Genomic DNA, 20172 nt, shown 5'->3' on the forward strand with positions numbered 1-20172 from the left:
GGGGGTTTGTGGGGGGGGGTTTGGCCCGGGCCGGTTTTTCCGGGGGCGGCGGGCGGGGGGGTGGCGACGGCCGCGACGAGGGCAGCTCTGAGACGTGCGCGAACTCTTGAAGGCATGGTGCGGCCCGCCCCTTCATCGTCTGGTCATGCGTCCAGGCATCCGAACATTCGGACATCCCACGTCCAAAGTGCGCGTCACAGACGTTAGTTGGGCTATCGCACACATCACAAGAACCGTGCACGTGTCACTCACGTATGGAGTACTACTTTCCCTCGGTTGGCCCGCGTCTCGACCGCCACATGGGCCTCGAGGGCCTCCTCCAGGGTGAACGCCCCGTGCACGGCAGGCTTGACGGCGCCTCCCTCGAACAGCTCCCACAACTCCCGCCGCCATCGCTCGTACAACTCCGGCTCGCCTCGGGCGATGCGTGCCATCTGGAATCCGACGACGGACTTGGCGCCTGCAAGAAGGTCGTATGCCTGAATTGTCCCGCCGCCCGAACTGTAGGCCACGAGCCGCCCGCCCGGCGTGAGCGCCGCGAGGGCGGGGCTCAGCAGGTCGCCGCCGACGGCGTCGAGGACGTAGTCGACGGGGTCCCCCCAGTCCTCGTCCCGGTAGATGACGACCTCGTCGGCGCCGAGGGAGCGCACGAAGTCCGCCTTGGCCGGATCGGAGACGGCGCCCACGACCCGTCCCGCGCCCCGCACCCGCGCCAGCTGCACGGCCAGGTGTCCGACCCCGCTCGCCGCCGCGGTGATCAGAGCCGCCTCCCCGCGCCGCGGCCGGGCGGCCTCCAGTGCGCCGAGCGCCACCAGGCCGCTGCGGACGAGGGCGACCGCGTCTACGGCGGTGGCGGTGCCGGGAATGGGGGAGGCCATGCCCTCCTGCAGGACGGCGTAGTCGGCGTATCCGTGTCCGAAGCACAGGCCGGTCACGCGGTCGCCGGTGCGGAAGCGGCCGGCTCCGGAGCCCAGGGCCACGACCTCGCCCGCGACCTCGCCGCCCAGTGGGACGGGGCCGGCCGTCTCGGTGACCTTGCGGACCACGGGGAGCGTGACGCCGGCGGCCTCGCAGTGGACGAGCGGCTCGCCGGGGCCGGGTTCCGGGACGGGAGCCTCCTCCAGGAACAGGGGGCCGCCGGTGGACTCGTAGCGGACGCGGCGCACCGCACCTCCAGGATTCATTGGGATCACCAATGGTTTGAGCGGTGCTGACGCTAGCCGTCGGTCATGGGGAAGTCCAATGAATTCCCGATAGGGTGCCGGCATGTCCGAAGCACCCCTTCCCGCGATCCGCTCCCTCCCCAGCTGGCTGCTCGGCCGAGCGGCGGCCCGGGGGCGTTCCCTGGTGGCCGAGGCGCTCGCGGCCGAGGGCATGAAGATGTGGCACCACGTGGTGCTCTCGGCCGTCCGCGACCTCGCCCCCGTGGCGCAGGCGGATCTCGGCCGCGGCGTTCAGCTCGACCCCAAGGACCTGGTCGGGATTCTCAACGACCTGCAATCCGCCGGTCTCGTCCTGCGCGAGCCGGACCCGAACGACCGCCGCAAGAACGCGGTATCCCTCACCGACACGGGTGCGCGTCTGCTGGAGCGCTGTGAGAAGGCGGCCCACGAGGCCAATGACGCGCTTCTCGCCCCGCTGTCACGTGCCGAACGCGACCGGTTCATGGACCTGCTGATCCGGATCTCCGGCACCCGGGGCTGACCGCGTGCGCGAGTTTCGGGCTGAGACGGGGCCCCTGTACGGCGCAGGGGGCGCTCCCCGCCGGTCGGGGCCCCGCCGCCGTGTCGCGGGGAGCCTGTCAGGCCTGGGCGGCCGCGGTCCGCAGGGCCAGCCGGTGTTCGCCCGCGTACACGTTCATGGAGCTGCCCCGCAGGAAGCCCACCAGCGTCAGCCCCGTCTCCGCGGCCAGGTCCACCGCGAGCGACGAGGGCGCCGAGACCGCCGCGAGCACCGGGATCCCCGCCATCACGGCCTTCTGCGCCAGCTCGAAACTGGCCCGTCCGGAGACCAGCAGGATCGTCCGGGACAGCGGCAGGTCCCCGTTCTGGAGGGCGCGCCCGACCAGCTTGTCGACCGCGTTGTGCCGGCCCACGTCCTCCCGGATGTCCAGCAGCGCGCCGTCCTCCGAGAACAGGGCCGCCGCGTGCAGGCCCCCGGTCCGGTCGAAGACCCGCTGGGCCGCGCGGAGCCGGTCGGGGAGGCTCGCGAGCAGTTCGGGTTCGACCCGGACCCGGGGAGTGTCGGCTATCGGCCAGCGGGCCGTCGTGCGGACCGCGTCGAGGCTGGCCTTGCCGCACAGGCCGCAGGACGAGGTCGTGTAGACGTTCCGTTCGAGCGTGATGTCCGGGACCTGCACGCCCGGCGCGGTCCTCACGTCCACCACGTTGTACGTGTTGGAGCCGTCCACCGTGGCGCCCGCGCAGTACACGATGTTCTGCAGATCGTCCTGCTCGGCGAGGACGCCCTCGCTGACCAGGAAACCCGCCGCCAGCGCGAAGTCGTCGCCCGGAGTGCGCATGGTGATCGCGAGCGGCTTGCCGTTCAGTCTGATCTCCAGCGGTTCCTCGGCGACGAGCGTGTCCGGGCGCGTGGAGACGGCCCCGTCCCGGATGCGGATCACCTTGCGTCGTTCCGTGACTCGTCCCATGTCGTGTCTCAGCCCCGGTTCTGTACGTGCTGGTAGCCGAAGCGGCCCTTGATGCAGAGGTTGCCGTGGGTCACCGGGTTGTCGTGCGGTGAGGTGACCTTCACGATTTCATTGTCCTGCACGTGGAGCGTGAGGTTGCAGCCCACTCCGCAGTACGCGCACACCGTGGTCGTCTCCGTCTGCGCCGACTCGTCCCACGTACCGGCCGCCCGCATGTCGAACTCCGACTTGAAGGACAGGGCCCCCGTCGGGCACACCTCGATGCAGTTCCCGCAGTACACGCACGCCGAGTCGGTCAGCGGGGCGTCGTGCTCGACCGCGATCCGGGCGTCGAAGCCGCGGCCGGCGACGGAGATCGCGAAGGTGTTCTGCCACTGGTCGCCGCAGGCGTCCACGCACTTGTAGCAGAGGATGCACTTGTCGTAGTCGCGCACGTACAGATCGTTGTCGACTCTGGGTTCCTCGTTGAGGCGGGCCGCGTCCGGGCCGAAGCGGTCCGGTTTCGCCTCGTACTCCTTGATCCATTCAGCGACTTGTGGAGTCGTCGACAAGTCGACCGAGGACGCGAGGAGTTCGAGGACGACCTTACGGCTGTGACGGGCCCGTTCCGTGTCGGTGCGGACCTCCATGCCGGGCTCGGCCCTGCGGGAGCAGGCCGGGACCAGGGTGCGGGAGCCCTCGACCTCGACGACGCACACCCGGCAGGCGTTCTTGGGCGTGAGCGTGTCGCCCTGGCAGAGGGTCGGCACGTCCTTTCCGGCGGCCCGGCACGCGTCGAGGATCGTCGCACCCTCGGGAGCGCGCACCGGCTCCCCGTCGATCGTGAACTCCAGCAGCCGGCGCGGGATCCCCAGCGGTATCGCGGTCATTCGTACGCCCCCAGACGGTCGATGGCGGATTCCACGGCGTTCCACGCGGTCTGCCCCAGACCGCAGATCGAGGCGTCCCGCATCGCGCGGCCGACCTCCCTGAGCAGGGCGATGTCATCGGCGGCCGCCGCACCCGCGCGCTCCACGATCCGGTGCAGCGCCTCCTCCTGCCGTACGGTCCCGACCCGGCACGGCACGCACTGCCCGCACGACTCGTCGCGGAAGAACTCGGCGATGCGCAGCAGCAACCGGGGCAGCGGGACCGTGTCGTCGAAGGCCATGACCACACCCGAACCGAGCGTCGTGCCCGCCTCCCGCGTGCCCTCGAAGGTCAGCGGGATGTCCAGCTCGTCTGCCCGTACGAAGCCGCCCGCCGCCCCGCCCAGCAGCACCGCCCGCAGCCCGTCCCGCGCCCCGGCCAGTTCCAGCAGCTCACCGAGCGTCGCGCCGAACGGGAGCTCGTAGATGCCCGGCCGCGCGACGCTCCCCGACACGCAGAACAGCTTCGGGCCGGTGGACTTCCCCGTCCCGATCGCCGCGTACGCCGGTGCGCCCATGGTCAGGATCGGCAGGACGTTGACCAGCGTCTCCACGTTGTTCTCGACCGTCGGCTTGCCGAACAGGCCCTTCTCCACCGGGAACGGCGGCTTCGAGCGCGGCTCACCGCGGTAGCCCTCGATGGAGTTGAAGAGAGCCGTCTCCTCGCCGCAGATGTACGCCCCCGCCCCCCGGCGGATCTCGATGTCGAAGGCGTATCCCTGGCCGAGGACGTCGTCCCCGAGCAGTCCGCGCGCGCGTGCCTGCGCAAGGGCGTGTTCCAGGCGGTGCAGGGCGCGCGGGTACTCGCCGCGCAGGTACAGGTATCCCTGGTGCGCCCCGGTGGCGTACGCCGCGATCGTCATGGCCTCGACCAGCGCGTACGGGTCGCCCTCCATGATCACGCGGTCCTTGAACGTGCCCGGCTCGGATTCGTCCGCGTTGCAGACGACGTAGTGGGGATGGTCGGGCTGCGACGCCGTGGCCTGCCATTTGCGGCCGGTGGGGAAGGCGGCGCCGCCGCGCCCGACCAGGCCGGAGTCGGTGACCTCGCGGATGACTCCGGCGGGGCCCAGCTCGAAGGCCCGGCGCAGGGCGGTGTAGCCGCCGTGGGCGCGATAGTCGTCCAGCGACGCCGGGTCGACGACTCCGACCCGGCGCAGCAGGATCAGCTCGTCGCCGCCCGCCTGGGGAACCGCAAGCGCCGCCGGCGGCTCCTCGGGCGCCGAGTCCGGCGCGCTCGCGGCGAGGACGGCGTCGCGCACGGTCGCCGGCGCCGAGACGGCCGTACGCACCGGATCCCCGGCCTTGATCGTGAGCGCCGCCGGAGCCCGTTCGCACAGGCCCAGACACGGACTGCGCTGCACGCTCACCCCGCTGCCGAGGCCGAGCCGCGCCTCGATCCCGGCGCACAGCTCGCTCGCTCCGGCGGCCGCGCACGCGAGGTCCGTGCAGACGTGGAGCACGGTGGCGGGGCGCGGCTTGACCGAGAACATGGCGTAGAAGGTGGCCACCCCGTACGCCTCCGCCGGGGGCACGGTCAGCCGCCGGCACAGGTAGTCGAGGGCGCCGTCGCTGATCCAGCCGACCCGGTCGTTGATCGCGTGCAGCCCCGGCAACAGCAGGTCGCGACGGTCCCGGGCCTCCCGGCCGCCCCGTGCCCACCTCAGGTCCGCGTCGGAGCGGTCGGCGCCCTCCCAGGAGGACTCCGGCGGGCCCAACAGGGCGTCGACGGCGGCCCGTTCGTCGTCCGTCGGTTTGCTGTCGCCGAAGTGCAGGTCCACTTGTGTCACCTCACGATGGTCGCGACGGGGAGTTTCTCGATCCGGATCGCCGACGCCTTGAACTCCGCCGTCCCCGCGATCGGGCAGTTCGCCTCGATGGTCAGCTGGTTGGTGTCCACCTCGTCGGGAAAGTGCATGGTCATGAAGGCGAGCCCGGGCCGCAGCGCGGTGTCGACCCACACCGGCGCGACGACCGAACCACGCCGTGAGCTCACCCGGACCTCCTCGCCGACGACGACCCCGTACCGCTCGGCGTCCTCCGGGCACAGCTCCACGAACTCGCCGCGCCGCAGCGGGGAGGCGAAACTCCCGCTCTGGACACCGGTGTTGTACGAGTCGAGCCGCCGCCCGGTGGTGAGCCGGATCGGGAACTCCTCGTCGGTGAGGTCGACCGGCGGATCGTGCTGGACTATCCCGAACGGTGCGGGCATCCCGCGCCGGCCCGGGTCGGACTCCCACAACCGGCCGTGCAGATAGGTCGGTTCCAGCTGTTCCGTGCTCGGGCACGGCCACTGGATGCCCTGGTGCTCCGCCAGGCGCTCGTACGTCATCCCGTAGTGGTCCGGCGACACCGACCTGAGCTCGTTCCAGACGGCCTCGGCGTCGGCGTACTTCCACTCGTGGCCGAGCCTGGCCGCCAGTTCGCAGATGATGTCGATGTCCTCGCGCGCCTCGCCGGGCGGGGTGACCGCCCGCCGGACGCGCTGGACCCGCCGCTCGCTGTTGGTGGTGGTGCCCTCGGTCTCGGCCCAGCCGGCGGTGGCCGGGAGGATGACGTCCGCCAGCTCGGCCGTCTTCGTCAGGAAGATGTCCTGCACGACGAGGAAGTCCAGCTGCCGCATCCGCCGTACGGCCTGCTCGCTGTCCGCCTCCGACTGCGCCGGGTTCTCGCCGATGCAGTAGACGGCCTTGAGCGTGCCCTCCTCCATCGCCTCGAACATCTCGGTGAGGTTGAGGCCGTAGTGGGGCTGGATGACGGTGTCCCACGCCGACTCGAACTTCAGCCGGGAGTCGGAGTCCAGGATGTCCTGGAAGCCGGGGAGGCGGTTGGGGATGGCGCCCATGTCGCCGCCGCCCTGCACGTTGTTCTGGCCGCGCAGGGGCTGCAGGCCCGAGCCGTACCGTCCCACGTGGCCCGTCAGCAGGGACAGGTTGATCAGCGCGCGTACGTTGTCGGTGCCGTTGTGGTGCTCGGTGATGCCGAGGGTCCAGCACAGCTGCGCGCGCTCGGCGCGGGCGTAGGCGTGGGCCAGCTCGCGGATGGCGGCGGCCGGTACGCCCGTCACCTTCTCGGCGAGGGACAGCGTCCACGGCTCGACGAGCGCCTTGTACTCCTCGAAGCCGCTGGTCGCCCGCTCGACGAAGGCCTCGTTGGCCAGTCCGGCGTGGATGATCTCGCGGCCGATCGCGTGCGCCATCGGGATGTCGGTGCCGACGTTCAGCCCGAGCCAGCTCTCCGCCCACTCGGCGGTGGAGGTGCGGCGCGGGTCGACGGCGTACATGCGGGCGCCGTTCCTGATCCCCTTCAGCGCGTGCTGGAAGAAGATCGGGTGCGCGAAGCGGGCGTTGGAGCCCCACATCACGATGACGTCGGTGTGCTCGATCTCCTCGTACGAGGAGGTGCCCCCGCCCGAGCCGAAGGCCGCCGACAGGCCGGCCACGCTGGGCGCGTGACAGGTGCGGTTGCAGGAGTCGACGTTGTTGGTGCCCATCACGACACGGGCGAACTTCTGCGCGACGTAGTTCATCTCGTTGGTGGCCCGGGCGCAGGAGAACATGCCGAACGCGCCGCGGGCCGCCGCGAGGCCGCGGGCCGCGCGGTCCAGCGCCTCCTCCCAGCTCGCCTGCCGGAACGGCTGGTCGCGGGAGTCCCGGACGAGCGGGTGCGTCAGCCGGGTGTACGTCTTCGGAGTACGGTCGCGTTTGCTCATACGGCGCTCCTCATGCGGCGCTCCTCAGCGCGAGCAGGTCCGAGATGGCGTGCACGGTGCGCAGGGTGGGCACCTCCACGCCGGTGATCTCCGCCAACTCGACGACCGCCGCGAGGAGTACGTCGAGTTCGAGCGGCTTGCCGCGCTCCAGGTCCTGGAGCGTGGAGGTGCGGTGGTCGCCGACCCGCTCGGCGCCCGCGAGGCGGCGCTCGATGGAGACGCCGACCTCGCAGCCGAGGGCCTCGGCGACCGAGAGCGTCTCGGTCATCATGATCTCGATGACCTTGCGGGTGCCGCCGTGCAGGCACATCTGCCGCATGGTGGCGCGGGCCAGCGCGCTGATCGGGTTGAAGGAGATGTTGCCGAGCAGTTTGAGCCAGATGTCGTTGCGCAGGTCCGGCTCGACCGGGCACTTCAGGCCACCGGCGATCATGGCCTCGCCGAGGTCCAGACAGCGCTTGGACACGCTGCGGTCGGGCTCGCCGACGGAGAACCTCGTGCCTTCCAAGTGCCGTACGACACCGGGCCCTTCGAGCTCGGTCGCGGCGTACACGACACAGCCGATGGCCCGTTCGGGCGCGAGCACCGCACTGACCGCGCCGTCCGGGTCCACACTTTCGATGCGGTGGCCCTCGTAGGGGCCGCCGTGGCGGTGGAAGTACCACCAGGGGATGCCGTTCTGGGCGGCCACGACCGCCGTGGTGTCGTGCAGAAGGGGCTCGATGAGCGGTCCGCACGCCGCGTACGAGTTGGCCTTCAGGCCCAGGAAGACGTAGTCGACCGGACCGACTTCGGCCGGGTCGTCGGTCGCGTGTGCGCGGGCGGTGAAGTCGCCGCGCTGACTGAGCACCCGCACTCCGTGCTGCCTCATGGCCGCCAAATGCGGTCCACGGGCGATGAGGTGCACGTCGGCGCCCGCGCGATGGAGTGCGGCTCCGACGTAGGCGCCGATGGCACCGGCGCCGAGGACTGCAACTTTCACTTCGGAACGCTCCGTTCGGTCGAGGGAGTACCGCGGAGGTGGCTGGGAAAGGTCCGACAGCGGGGAACTGTCGAATCCTGTCGACGGAATATTGTCTACAGTATGGATAGGGGGTCAGCAAGGGTTCGCGCACGCACCCGCCCGTTCCCGTGCCGTCCCGTGACTTCCCGGACGGTGTTCGACCGTTCGTCGCGTGCTGCATACCGCTCACCGCATACGGTCGACGTGCCGACTTCTCAACTTCCCTCTTGCTCCCTACCGTTCGGGATCATGAGTCCACCGGTCGCACCCCCGGGATGGAGCCGCTGGCTGGTTCCGCCCGCCGCTCTGTCGGTCCATCTGTCCATCGGCCAGGCCTACGCCTGGAGCGTGTTCAAGCCGCCGCTCGAATCCGCCCTGGGCCTCAGCGGCACGCAGAGCGCGCTGCCGTTCCAGCTCGGCATCGTCATGCTCGGTTTGTCGGCTGCGTTCGGCGGCACGCTGGTGGAGCGCAACGGGCCGCGCTGGGCGATGACCGTTGCCCTGATCTGCTTCTCGTCCGGCTTCCTGCTCTCCGCGCTGGGCGCGGCAACCGAGCAGTACTGGCTGATCGTTCTCGGCTACGGCTTCGTCGGCGGGATCGGCCTCGGCATCGGCTACATCTCCCCGGTCTCGACGCTGATCAAGTGGTTCCCGGACCGGCCCGGCATGGCCACCGGCATCGCCATCATGGGCTTCGGCGGCGGCGCACTCATCGCCTCGCCGTGGTCGGCGCAGATGCTGGAGTCGTTCGGCAGCGACAGCTCCGGGATCGCGATGGCGTTCCTGGTGCACGGGCTGTCGTACTCCGTGTTCATGCTGCTGGGCGTGCTTCTGGTCAGGGTGCCGCGCACCGAGAAGCCGGTCGGGGACGGGCCCGGCGTCTTCGACGGACCGCAGGTGTCCGCCCGCAACGCGGTGCGCACTCCGCAGTTCTGGTGTCTGTGGGTCGTGCTCTGCATGAACGTGACCGCGGGCATCGGCATCCTGGAGAAGGCCGCCCCGATGATCACGGACTTCTTCGCGAACACCTCCACACCGGTCTCGGTGTCGGCCGCCGCCGGCTTCGTCGCCCTGCTGTCCGCCGCCAACATGGCGGGCCGGATCGGCTGGTCGTCGACCTCCGACCTGATCGGACGCAAGAACATCTACCGCCTCTACCTGGGCGTGGGCGCGCTGATGTACGGGCTGATCGCGCTGGCCGGCGACTCGTCGAAGCCGCTGTTCATCCTGTGCGCGCTGGTGATCCTCTCCTTCTACGGCGGCGGCTTCGCGACGATCCCCGCCTATCTGAAGGACCTCTTCGGCACCTACCAGGTGGGCGCCATCCACGGGCGGCTGCTCACCGCCTGGTCCACGGCCGGCGTCCTCGGACCGCTGATCGTGAACTGGATCGCCGACCGGCAGGAGGAGGCGGGCAAGGGCGGCTCGTCCCTGTACACGATGTCCCTGTTCATCATGATCGGACTGCTCGCCGTCGGCTTCGTCGCCAACGAGCTCGTCCGCCCCGTCCACCCCCGCCACCACGTCCCGTCCCCCACCTCCGCCCCGGCGTCGAAGGAGGCCGCAGATGTCCAGCGACAGCAGTCCGCCTAGCCGGCGGGGCCTGATCGCCTTCGCCTGGGCGTGGGTCGGGGTACCGCTCGCGTACGGGCTCTACGAACTGGTACAGAAGGCGACGCAGCTGTTCACCGGGTAGGCGTTCGAGAAGTGTTCCGGCGTCCGATTGTCTGATGGAAGCCGACAACACGGGCGCCCGATTCCTGTGGCATCACTTGCAGCCGTACCCGCGAGTCACTGATCAGACTGGTGAATCCCGCTACCGATGTTCGAGGGGACCACCATCGATGAACGGCTCGCGCATCGCCGCAGTCGGCCACTATCAGCCCGCCAGGGTGCTCACCAACGAGGAACTGGCGGGCATGGTCGACACCAGTGACGAGTGGATCACCTCCCGGGTGGGCATCCGTACGCGCCACATCGCCGGGCCCGACGAACCCGTCGACGAGCTGGCCGCGCACGCAGCCGCCAAGGCGCTCGCGGCGGCGGGCCTCGCGCCCGGCGACATCGACCTGGTCCTGGTCGCCACCTCCACCGCCATCGACCGCTCCCCGAACATGGCCGCCCGCGTCGCGGCCCGCATCGGCATCCCGTCGCCCGCCGCGATGGACATCAACGTCGTCTGCGCCGGGTTCACCCACGCCCTGGCCACCGCCGACCACGCCGTACGGGCGGGCGCCGCGGCCCGCGCGCTGGTGATCGGCGCCGACAAGATGTCCGACGTGACCGACTGGAGCGACCGTACGACCTGTGTTCTGGTCGGCGACGGGGCCGGCGCGGCCGTCGTGGAGGCGTCCGCCGAGGCCGGCATCGGGCCGGTGCTGTGGGGTTCGGTGCCCGAGATGGGGCACGCGGTGCGCATCGAGGGGCAGCCCGCGCGGTTCGCGCAGGAGGGGCAGAGCGTCTACCGCTGGGCGACGACGCAGTTGCCGGCCATCGCCCGCCGGGCCTGTGAGCGGGCGGGTCTCGCACCCGCGGACCTCGCCGGGGTCGTCCTGCACCAGGCCAACCTGCGCATCATCGAGCCCCTCGCCGAGAAGATCGGCGCGGTCAACGCCGTGGTCGCGCGGGATGTGTCCGAGTCCGGCAACACCTCGGCGGCGAGTATTCCGCTGGCGCTGTCCAAGCTCGTGGAACAGGGGCGGATCTCGTCCGGGGATCCGGTGCTGCTCTTCGGCTTCGGCGGCAACCTGTCGTACGCGGGGCAGGTCGTGCGCTGCCCCTGATGCGGGTGTGATGTGGCCAACTCCCCGGTTCCCTGGCCTTTGTGCGCCGTAGACTGTAGACGAAAGACAATTGATACTGGCTTTCCGTGACGGTCGGCTACGCGACGCAGTCGCCCGGTGTGCGCCCAGGAGGGGACCGATGTTGTCGACAGGACTGCCGCAGGGCGCGGTGCCCAAGCTCGAACGGCCCGGCCCACTGCGCGACCGCGTCTACGAGGCGCTGCTCGAACTCATCACGACCCGCGCCCTCCAGCCCGGCCAGCATCTGGTCGAGAGCGAACTGGCAGGTCATCTCGGTGTGTCGCGACAGCCGGTGCGCGAGGCGCTGCAGCGGCTGAACACCGAGGGCTGGGTCGATCTACGGCCCGCGCAGGGCGCGTTCGTGCACGAGCCCACGGAGGAGGAGGCCGACCAGCTCCTCACCGTCCGCACCCTGCTGGAGGCCGAGGCGGCCCGCCTCGCCGCCGCCCACGCCGACAGCGCCGGCATCGCGGCCCTGGAGCAGCTGTGCGCGGAGGGCGAAAAGGCAGTCGCCGCCGATGACGTGGACGCCGCCGTCGCTCTCAACGCCCGCTTCCACGCGAAGATCATGGAGCTCGCGGGCAACGCGGTCCTCGCCGAGCTGGCGGCCCAGGTCGACCGGCGGGTGCGCTGGTACTACACGCCGGTCGCCCGCCAGCGCGGACAGCAGTCCTGGATCGAGCACCGCGGCATGATCGCCGCGATCACCGACCGGGACGAGCAGGGCGCCACGCGGCTGATGCGGGAGCACACCGAGCACACGCGACGGTCGTATCACGACCGGCCCAAGTCCTGACCGCAGCCGCGCAGTTCAGCACTGCAGGTTGTTCCCCGTGGCATCCGTGCGCGGCGGACTCGCGAGCTGTATCCACGTGCCCATCTCCCGCTGCTCGATGCGGGTGACGTTGGTGGCGAGCATGCGGTCCCGGGTCCCCGGGTCGGCGTACGGCTCGGCGCCGGTGTAGTAGAGGCGGCGTTCCGCCTCGACCGCTTCGCGGGCCTCGCTGAAGCGCAGGTAGTCGTCCTGCCAGTGGAAGACGGACCGCAGGCCGGTGATCACCACGACGACGCCGCCCAGGATCGCGGGCACCTCGGCGGTCCCGGGCGAGATGACCGCCGACACCGGGATCGAGGCGGAGACGAGCAGCAGCAGGGTCTCGGTGAGCCGGAAGTTGCGGCGGGCCCTGATGGCGGCGCCGTGGTACCAGTCGTACGACCCGTTCGCCACGCGCATCGCATAGCCGGGCCCGGTGTCGGACGACGAACGTCCGGACCTCGGGGGAGTGGCGGGGACGGGCAGGGGCGGCGTGGCGGGAACAGACGGTGACGGCGTGCCGTCGGCGCTGTCCGCGGCCTGCGTCGATGCCGGTTCGTCGGACGAGGATCCCTGAGTCATCCGCGCTCCCCCCAAAGCACTGCTGCTGGAGGGACAGGGTAGCCAACCGGCCCCGTTCGCGGGGCACTTGCGCACTCTCGACACACAGGGACGATCGGCGACTGGGGACATACCGATCTCGTCTTTGTCCTGTGAGTGGAGAAAGTTGACGGCAATCTCTGCGCAACTTCTTCCCAGTCCCGGCGCCCACTGCTACGTTCCCCTCGAAAGCAGGCCGCGGACGTGGCCGAAACCCGGCGCACAGGCCGAATGAGGCGGGGAGGGGCTCGTGAGACGTATGACGGCGCGACCCGCGAACGCCCATCAGGCCAAGCTGCTCAGACTGCTGCGCGACGGCGGGCCCAACTCCCGGGCCCAGCTGGGCGATCAGATCGATCTCTCGCGGTCCAAGCTGGCCGTGGAGGTGGACCGTCTGCTGGAGACCGGACTGGTCGTGGCCGACGGACTCGCCGCCTCGCGCGGTGGCCGCCGCTCCCACAACGTCCGGCTCAATCCCGGGCTGCGTTTCCTCGGCGTCGACATCGGCGCGACCTCGGTCGACGTCGCCGTCACCAACGCCGAGCTGGAGATCCTCGGCCATGTCAACCAGCCCATGGACGTCCGCGAGGGCCCGGTCGCGGTCTTCGAGCAAGTCCTGTCCATGGCGGCGAAGTTGAGGGCCTCCGGGCTCGCGGAAGGGTACGACGGCGCCGGCATCGGTGTCCCCGGACCGGTCCGCTTTCCCGAGGGCGTACCGGTGGCCCCGCCGATCATGCCGGGCTGGGACGGCTTCCCCGTGCGGGAGGCGCTCAGCCAGGAACTCGGCTGCCCGGTCATGGTCGACAACGACGTGAACCTCATGGCGATGGGGGAGCAGCACGCGGGCGTCGCACGCTCCGTGGGTGACTTCCTCTGCGTCAAGATCGGCACCGGCATCGGCTGCGGCATCGTCGCGGGGGGCGATGTCCATCGGGGCGTCACGGGCAGCGCGGGCGACATCGGGCACATCCAGGCCGTGCCCGACGGCCGCCCCTGCGCCTGCGGCAACCGGGGCTGTCTGGAGGCCCACTTCAGCGGGTCGGCCCTCGCCCGGGACGCCGTCGAGGCGGCCCAGCAGGGACGGTCGGAGGAACTCGCCTCGCGGCTGGAGGCGAACGGCACGCTGACCGCCGTCGACGTCGCCGCCGCGGCCGCAGCGGGCGACGCCGCCGCGCTCGACCTGATCCGCGAGGGCGGCAACCGTGTCGGCCAGGTCATCGCCGGACTCGTCAGCTTCTTCAACCCCGGCCTGGTGGTGATCGGCGGCGGGGTGACCGGCCTCGGCCACAACCTGCTCGCCGCGATCCGCACCCAGGTCTACCGCCAGTCGTTGCCCCTGGCGACCGGCAACCTGCCGATCGTCCTGGGGGAGTTGGGCCCCACCGCCGGAGTCATCGGCGCGGCCCGGCTCATCAGCGACCACCTGTTCTCACCCGCGTAAGCCACCTACGTCGTACGGCTCACCCGCACAGCACTTCGCACCGCCCTGCTCTGCCCCGCACAGCACCGCGCCCAGCTCCGCCCTGCCCTGAACCGGCCCGCACGCCCGCCAAGGGGACCTCATGGCATCAGAACCACCCCTGCTCAGCATGTCCGGCATCACCAAGTCGTTCCCCGGAGTCCGGGCCCTCGACGGCGTCGACCTCGACGTCCAGGCCGGTGAAGTGCACTGCCTGCTCGGTCAGAACGGCGCGGGCAAGTCCACGCTCATCAAGGTCCTGGCCGGTGCCCACCAGCCTGACACCGGCACCATCCGCTGGCGCGGCGAGGAGGTCACCCTCCGCTCGCCGATCGCCGCCATGCGCCTCGGCATCGCCACCATCTATCAGGAACTCGACCTGGTGGAGCACCTGTCGGTCGCCGAGAACGTCCACCTCGGCCATGAACCGACGGCCGCCGGGTTCGTCGTACGCGGAAAGGTCGCGCGGACGTCGACAGCCCAGTTGCTCAAGCGACTCGGGCATCCCGAGATCGACCCCGCCCGCCTGGTCGGGGAGTTGTCGGCGGCCCAGCAGCAGATCGTCTCGATGGCACGGGCGCTCTCCCACGACGTACGGCTGATCGTGATGGACGAGCCGTCCGCGGCCCTGGATCCGGACGAGGTCGACAACCTCTTCCGCATCGTCGGCGACCTCACCGCCGCCGGAGTCGCCGTCGTCTACATCTCGCACCGGTTGGAGGAGATCCGCCGGATCGGCGACCGGGTGACCGTGCTGAAGGACGGGCGGGCGGTCGCGGGCGGGCTCCCCGCGAAGACCACGCCGACGCGCGAGGTCGTGGCCATGATGACGGGGCGCAACGTCGAGTACGTCTTCCCCGAGCGGCCGGCGCAGGCCGCGGCCGCGGCCGGGAAGCCGCTGCTGGAGGTGCGCGGACTCGCCAGGGACGGCGAGTTCGAGCCGCTCGACCTGACCGTGCGGCCCGGGGAGATCGTCGGGCTCGCCGGGCTGGTGGGCTCGGGGCGCTCGGAGATCCTGGAGACGATCTACGGGGCCAGGAAGCCCACCGCCGGTCAAGTCCTCGTGGACGGGAAGGCGTTGAGGTCGGGCAGCGTGCGGGCCGCCGTGCGTGCCGGGCTCGGGCTCGCCCCCGAGGAACGCAAGGCGCAGGCGCTGCTGATGCTGGAGTCCGTCACCCGCAACGTGTCGGTCTCGTCCATGTCCCGCTTCTCGCGCGGCGGCTGGATCGACCGGGCCGCCGAACTGGGAGCGGCACGGGCCGCCACCCGCGAACTGTCGCTGCGGCCCGACAACCCCTCGGTGCCCGTGCGCACCCTCTCCGGCGGCAACCAGCAGAAGGCCGTCCTGGCCCGCTGGCTGCTGCGCGGCTGCCGCGTCCTGCTGCTCGACGAACCCACCCGCGGCGTCGACGTCGGCGCCCGCGCCGAGCTGTACGCCGTGGTCCGGCGATTGGCCGACGAAGGCCTCGCCGTGCTCCTGGTCTCCAGTGAAGTGCCCGAAGTGCTGGGCCTCGCCGATCGCGTCCTGGTGCTGCGCGAGGGCCGTGTCGTACACACCGCTCCCGCGCGCGAACTCGACGAACACCGCGTACTCGACCTCGTCATGGAAGGAAGCCCGGCGTCATGACGCAGCACGCCTCCCCGCCCCGGGACAGCACCGGCAAGGTGCAGTCGGCCGGAGCACCGCCCGCCTGGCGGGGCCTGATGGCCCACGCCGACGTGCGCACGCTCTCCCTGCTCGGCGTTCTCGCCGCACTGATCATCATCGGCGGCATCACCAAACCGGACGAGTTCCTGGACACCCGCAACCTCCAACTCGTCCTCACCCAGGCCTCCGTGATCGGCGTCGTCACCGTCGGCATGACCTTCGTCATCGTCTCCGGCGGCATCGACCTGTCCGTCGGCGCGATCGTCGCGCTCGCCTCGGTGTGGGCGACGACCGTCGCGACCCAGGAGTACGGCTTCGCCGGCATCCTGTTCACGGCGGTGATCGTCGGCGTGGGGTGCGGGCTCGTCAACGGGATGCTGATCGCGTACGGCGCGATGGTCCCGTTCATCGCCACCCTCGCCATGCTGGCCTCCGCGCGCGGACTGGCCCTCCAGATCACCGACGGCAAGACGCAGATCGTCACCATTCCCTCGGTACTCGACCTCGGCGAGCGCGACGCCTACGTCCTCGGCATCCCGCCCCTGGTCATGGTGTTCGCGGTCGTGACGGTCATCGGCTGGCTGGTACTGAACCGCACGACCTTCGGGCGGCGCACGGTCGCCGTCGGCGGCAACGCGGAGGCGGCCCGGCTCGCCGGCATCGACGTCCGCCGCCAGCGGCTCTACCTCTACCTGCTGTCCGGACTGTGCTGCGGCATCGCCGCCTTCCTGCTGATCATCCTGTCCGGCTCCGGTCAGAACACCAACGGCAACCTCTACGAACTCGACGCCATCGCCGCCGCGATCATCGGCGGCACCCTGCTCACCGGAGGCCGCGGCACCATCGTCGGCTCCGTCCTCGGCGTCCTGATCTTCACCACGATCACCAACATCTTCGCCCTTAACAACCTGCAGAGCGACGTCCAGCAGATCGCCAAGGGCGCGATCATCGTCGCCGCCGTGCTGGTCCAGCGCCGTACCGCAAGCACGACCTGAGGGTCGTCCCGCTTCCGCTTCGCACGACCTGAGGAAAGGGTTCACCGCCATGCCAGAGCTCACCAGTCGCAGAGGGCTGTTGTTCGGATCCGCCGCCATAGGCGCCGGTGCCCTCCTCACGGGTTGCACGAGCAACGAGTCCAAGGACGAGCCGGCCGCGAACGACCAGCCGGCCGCGGACGACAAGCCCGGCAAGCAGGTCACCATCGGCTTCGCCGGACCGCAGGCCGACCACGGCTGGCTCAACGCCATCAACGACAACGCCAAGAGCCGGGCCAAGAAGTACTCGGACGTCACCCTGGAGATCACCGAGGGCTCCAACGACACCGCCGCACAGATCGGCCAGATCGAGACGCTGATCAACAAGAAGGTCGACGTGCTGGTGGTGCTGCCCGCCGACGGCAAGGCGCTCACCCAGGTCGGACTGAAGGCGATGCGCGCGAACATCCCGGTCATCAACCTCGACCGGATCTTCAACACCCCGCAGGCCTACCGCTGCTGGATCGGCGGCGACAACTACGGCATGGGCCTCAACGCCGGCCACTACATCGGCGAGAAGCTCAAGGGGAAGTCCGGCGCCAAGGTCATCGAACTCGCCGGCCTCGACAACCTGGAACTCACCAAGCAGCGCACCCAGGGCTTCGACGACGCGCTGAAGAACTACCCCAACATCCAGAAGGTGGCCCGCCAGGCCGCCGAGTTCACCGTCGAGTCCGGACAGGCCAAGATGGCCCAGCTCCTGCAGGCCCAGTCGAAGTTCGACGCGCTCTGGAACCACGACGACGACCAGGGAGTGGGCGCGCTGCGGGCCATCGAGCAGGCCGGACGCGACGACTTCCTGATGGTCGGCGGCGCCGGTGCCCTGTCCGCCTTCCAGGCGATCAAGCAGGACGACGGCGTCCTCAAGGCCACCGTCCTGTACCCGCCGACCATGGCCGCGTCCGCCATCGACCTGGCCCGCGCGCTCGGCCAGGGCAAGGGCGTGAGCGGCATGGCCGAGTTCGAGATCCCGGCCTCGATCACGCTCTACTCGGCGGTCGTCGACAAGGCCAACGTCGACCAGTACATGTCCACCGGCTTCAAGTGATCCGTTCCGCCCGCACCCCCCACGTGCGCCACCCCGACCAGGACGAGGAGGACACCCACATGGGACAGCCGCAGCAGCAGTCAGAAGGGACCGAAGCAGGTAAGCCACCCTTGCGCGTCGGAATGGTCGGCTACGCCTTCATGGGCGCCGCACACTCCCAGGGCTGGCGCACCGCGGGCCGTGTCTTCGACCTGCCGCTGAACCCGGTTCAGGCCGTGATCTGCGGCCGGGACGCCGCCGCCGCGCGGGCGGCGGCCGACCGGCACGGCTGGGCGTCCGTCGAGACCGACTGGCGTGCCCTCGTCGAACGGGACGACATCGACCTCGTCGACATCTGCACCCCCGGCGACAGCCACGCCGAGATCGCCCTCGCGGCCCTGGCCGCCGGCAAGCACGTCCTGTGCGAGAAACCCCTCGCCAACACGGTCGAGGAAGCCACGTCGATGGCGCGGGCGGCCGAAGAGGCGTTCGCGCGTGGCCAGGTGGCGATGGTCGGCTTCAACTACCGGCGGCTGCCGGCCACCGCCCTGGCCCGCAGCATGGTCGCCGAGGGCCGCCTGGGCGCGCTGCGGCACGTGCGCGTGACGTACCTCCAGGACTGGCTGGTCGACCCCGAGTTCCCGCTGACCTGGCGGCTGCGCAAGGAACTCGCCGGCTCGGGCGCGCTCGGCGACCTGGGCGCCCACATCATCGACCTCGCGCAGTACCTGGCGGGGGAGCGGCTGACCGGGGTGTCGGCCCTGACGGAGACCTTCGTACGGGAGCGCCCGCTGCCCGGCGGCGCCACGAGCGGCCTCTCCGCCGTCTCCGCCAACGGGTCCGGCCAGGTCACCGTCGACGACGCCGCCCTGTTCACCGGCCGCCTCCCGTCGGGCGCCCTCGCGTCCTTCGAGGCCACCCGCTACGCCACCGGCCGCAAGAACTCCCTGCGCATCGAACTCAACGGCGAGCTCGGCTCGATCGCCTTCGACCTGGAACGCCTCAACGAACTCGCCTACCACGACGGTACGGAACCCGGAGCCCACGCGGGCTTCCGCCGCATCCTCGTCACCGAACCCGACCACCCCTACCTGGACGCCTGGTGGCCCCCGGGCCACGGCCTCGGCTACGAGCACACCTTCGTCCACCAGGCTCGCGACCTGGTCCACGCCGTCGCCGAGGGCAGGCAGCCCGCACCCTCCTTCGCCGACGGGCTGCAGGTGCAGCGCGTACTGGCGGCGGTGGAGGAGAGCGCCGAGAAGAACGCCGTCTACACCCCGATAGCGGTCTGAGGAGGCTGACGCGCATGCCGCGTACGTTCACGCTGTTCACCGGCCAGTGGGCCGACCTGCCGCTGGAGGAGGTCTGCCGGCTCGCCCGCGACTTCGGCTACGACGGACTCGAACTAGCCTGCTGGGGCGACCACTTCGAGGTCGACAAGGCCCTCGCGGACCCGTCGTACATCGACTCCAGGAAGGCACTGCTCGACAAGTACGGCCTCAAGTGCTGGGCGATCTCCAACCACCTGGTCGGCCAGGCCGTCTGCGACGCCATCATCGACGAGCGCCACCAGGCCATCCTGCCGGGCGAGGTGTGGGGCGACGGGGACCCGGAGGGGGTCCGGCAGCGTGCCGCCGCCCGTATGAAGGACACCGCCCGTGCCGCGGCCGCCTTCGGCGTGGACACGGTGATCGGCTTCACCGGCTCCGCGATCTGGCACCTGGTCGCCATGTTCCCGCCCGCGCCCGAGTCGATGATCGAACGCGGCTACGAGGACTTCGCGATGCGCTGGAACCCCGTCCTGGACGTCTTCGACGCCGAGGGCGTGCGGTTCGCGCACGAGGTCCACCCGAGCGAGATCGCCTACGACTACTGGACGACACAGCGCGCCCTGGAGGCCGTCGGCGGCCGCCCCGCCTTCGGTCTGAACTTCGACCCGTCGCACTTCGTGTGGCAGGACCTCGACCCCGTCGGGTTCCTGTGGGACTTCCGCGACCGCATCTACCACGTCGACTGCAAGGAGGCCCGCAAGCGCCTCGACGGCCGCAACGGCCGCCTCGGCTCACACCTGCCGTGGGGCGACCCGCGCCGCGGCTGGGACTTCGTGTCGGCCGGACACGGCGACGTCCCCTGGGAGGACGTCTTCCGGATGCTGCGCTCCATCGACTACAAAGGCCCGATCTCCGTCGAGTGGGAGGACGCCGGCATGGACCGGCTCCAGGGCGCCCCCGAGGCGCTGACCCGTCTCAAGGCATACGACTTCGAGCCGCCCAGCGCGTCCTTCGACGCCGCGTTCAACAACTGAACCACGCACCCGGCGCTGGTCGGGGACGGGGACCGGCAGCACCGCCGGTCCCCCCTCCGACCTGCCCGGATGCTGCTTTGTCCTTTGACGGGAGAAAGTTCAACCGAGTCTGACGCAAGGGGTGTTCGCCCCGGACGGACGCGGTTACCGTCCCTGAAGTGTTCAGGACACACGCAGAACTGTTCATGGCACACAGAAGTGTTCACGG

The 20172-nt window shown here is 70.5% G+C and carries 18 protein-coding genes; 11 read left to right on the forward strand and 7 right to left on the reverse strand.

Going from position 1 to position 20172, the window contains the following annotated elements; all coding sequences use genetic code 11:
- Positions 1-248: 248 nt before the first annotated feature.
- On the reverse strand, positions 249-1166 hold the full coding sequence (locus ACWGDB_RS02715; RefSeq protein WP_453821064.1) for a quinone oxidoreductase family protein: 918 nt from the start codon (positions 1164-1166) through the stop codon (positions 249-251).
- A 100-nt stretch (positions 1167-1266) separates the two neighbouring features.
- Between ACWGDB_RS02715 and ACWGDB_RS02720 the strand changes: the two genes are divergently transcribed.
- On the forward strand, positions 1267-1704 hold the full coding sequence (locus ACWGDB_RS02720) for a MarR family winged helix-turn-helix transcriptional regulator (protein ID WP_453820758.1): 438 nt from the start codon (positions 1267-1269) through the stop codon (positions 1702-1704).
- Positions 1705-1801: 97 nt separating this feature from the next.
- Here the strand turns inward: ACWGDB_RS02720 and fdhD are convergent, their stop codons facing one another.
- Genes fdhD through ACWGDB_RS02745 form a run of 5 tightly spaced genes read right to left on the reverse strand, consistent with a single transcriptional unit; the run spans position 1802 to position 8252 of the window.
- Positions 1802-2650, reverse strand: a complete 849-nt coding sequence (gene fdhD, locus ACWGDB_RS02725) for a formate dehydrogenase accessory sulfurtransferase FdhD (protein ID WP_453820759.1) — start codon at positions 2648-2650, stop codon at positions 1802-1804.
- An 8-nt stretch (positions 2651-2658) separates the two neighbouring features.
- Positions 2659-3519 (reverse strand): 2Fe-2S iron-sulfur cluster-binding protein, encoded by an 861-nt coding sequence (locus ACWGDB_RS02730; RefSeq protein WP_453820760.1) that lies wholly within the window; start codon positions 3517-3519, stop codon positions 2659-2661.
- Entirely contained in the window at positions 3516-5339 is a 1824-nt protein-coding gene (locus ACWGDB_RS02735; protein WP_453821065.1) for an NAD(P)H-dependent oxidoreductase subunit E, read from the reverse strand. The genes ACWGDB_RS02730 and ACWGDB_RS02735 overlap by 4 nt, the downstream gene beginning before the upstream one ends.
- A gap of 5 nt (positions 5340-5344) precedes the next feature.
- Complete coding sequence (locus tag ACWGDB_RS02740; RefSeq protein ID WP_453820761.1) at positions 5345-7270, reverse strand: molybdopterin oxidoreductase family protein; 1926 nt, start codon at positions 7268-7270, stop codon at positions 5345-5347.
- A 10-nt stretch (positions 7271-7280) separates the two neighbouring features.
- Complete coding sequence (locus ACWGDB_RS02745; protein WP_453820762.1) at positions 7281-8252, reverse strand: 2-dehydropantoate 2-reductase; 972 nt, start codon at positions 8250-8252, stop codon at positions 7281-7283.
- Positions 8253-8522: 270 nt separating this feature from the next.
- On the opposite strand from ACWGDB_RS02745, the gene ACWGDB_RS02750 reads away from it, so the two are divergent.
- The 4 genes from ACWGDB_RS02750 to ACWGDB_RS02765 all read left to right on the forward strand — a co-directional run bounded on the left by ACWGDB_RS02750 (position 8523) and on the right by ACWGDB_RS02765 (position 11873).
- Positions 8523-9866 carry an OFA family MFS transporter gene (locus ACWGDB_RS02750; RefSeq protein WP_453820763.1) on the forward strand — a complete coding sequence of 448 codons (1344 nt, stop codon included), beginning with the start codon at positions 8523-8525 and terminating at the stop codon, positions 9864-9866.
- Positions 9841-9969: an MFS transporter small subunit gene (locus ACWGDB_RS02755; protein ID WP_403449250.1), complete on the forward strand. Its 129-nt coding sequence runs from the start codon at positions 9841-9843 to the stop codon at positions 9967-9969. The genes ACWGDB_RS02750 and ACWGDB_RS02755 overlap by 26 nt, the downstream gene beginning before the upstream one ends.
- Positions 9970-10117: 148 nt before the next feature.
- A complete protein-coding gene (locus tag ACWGDB_RS02760) occupies positions 10118-11056 on the forward strand; it encodes a beta-ketoacyl-ACP synthase III (protein WP_453820764.1) in 939 nt (312 codons plus the stop codon).
- Positions 11057-11195: 139 nt separating this feature from the next.
- A complete protein-coding gene (locus ACWGDB_RS02765; protein ID WP_453820765.1) occupies positions 11196-11873 on the forward strand; it encodes a GntR family transcriptional regulator in 678 nt (225 codons plus the stop codon).
- 15 nt (positions 11874-11888) lie between these two features.
- Here the strand turns inward: ACWGDB_RS02765 and ACWGDB_RS02770 are convergent, their stop codons facing one another.
- Positions 11889-12473 (reverse strand): DUF4231 domain-containing protein, encoded by a 585-nt coding sequence (locus ACWGDB_RS02770; protein ID WP_453820766.1) that lies wholly within the window; start codon positions 12471-12473, stop codon positions 11889-11891.
- A 277-nt stretch (positions 12474-12750) separates the two neighbouring features.
- Here ACWGDB_RS02770 and ACWGDB_RS02775 point away from each other — a divergent pair, with 277 nt between their 5' ends.
- The 6 genes from ACWGDB_RS02775 (at position 12751) to ACWGDB_RS02800 (ending at position 19964) form a co-directional block, all read left to right on the forward strand.
- Positions 12751-13932 (forward strand): ROK family transcriptional regulator, encoded by a 1182-nt coding sequence (locus ACWGDB_RS02775; protein WP_383601231.1) that lies wholly within the window; start codon positions 12751-12753, stop codon positions 13930-13932.
- Between the two features lie 121 nt (positions 13933-14053).
- Positions 14054-15577 (forward strand): sugar ABC transporter ATP-binding protein, encoded by a 1524-nt coding sequence (locus tag ACWGDB_RS02780; RefSeq protein WP_453820767.1) that lies wholly within the window; start codon positions 14054-14056, stop codon positions 15575-15577.
- Complete coding sequence (locus ACWGDB_RS02785; protein ID WP_453820768.1) at positions 15574-16593, forward strand: ABC transporter permease; 1020 nt, start codon at positions 15574-15576, stop codon at positions 16591-16593. The genes ACWGDB_RS02780 and ACWGDB_RS02785 overlap by 4 nt, the downstream gene beginning before the upstream one ends.
- A gap of 49 nt (positions 16594-16642) precedes the next feature.
- Entirely contained in the window at positions 16643-17680 is a 1038-nt protein-coding gene (locus ACWGDB_RS02790; protein ID WP_383600946.1) for a substrate-binding domain-containing protein, read from the forward strand.
- Positions 17681-17739: 59 nt separating this feature from the next.
- The gene (locus tag ACWGDB_RS02795) at positions 17740-18951 is read left to right on the forward strand and encodes a Gfo/Idh/MocA family protein (protein WP_453821066.1); all 1212 of its coding nucleotides are present in this window, start codon (positions 17740-17742) and stop codon (positions 18949-18951) included.
- A 14-nt stretch (positions 18952-18965) separates the two neighbouring features.
- Positions 18966-19964, forward strand: a complete 999-nt coding sequence (locus ACWGDB_RS02800; RefSeq protein ID WP_453820769.1) for a sugar phosphate isomerase/epimerase family protein — start codon at positions 18966-18968, stop codon at positions 19962-19964.
- The last annotated feature ends 208 nt before the right edge of the window (positions 19965-20172 follow it).

The organism is Streptomyces sp. NPDC055013 (assembly GCF_053608645.1).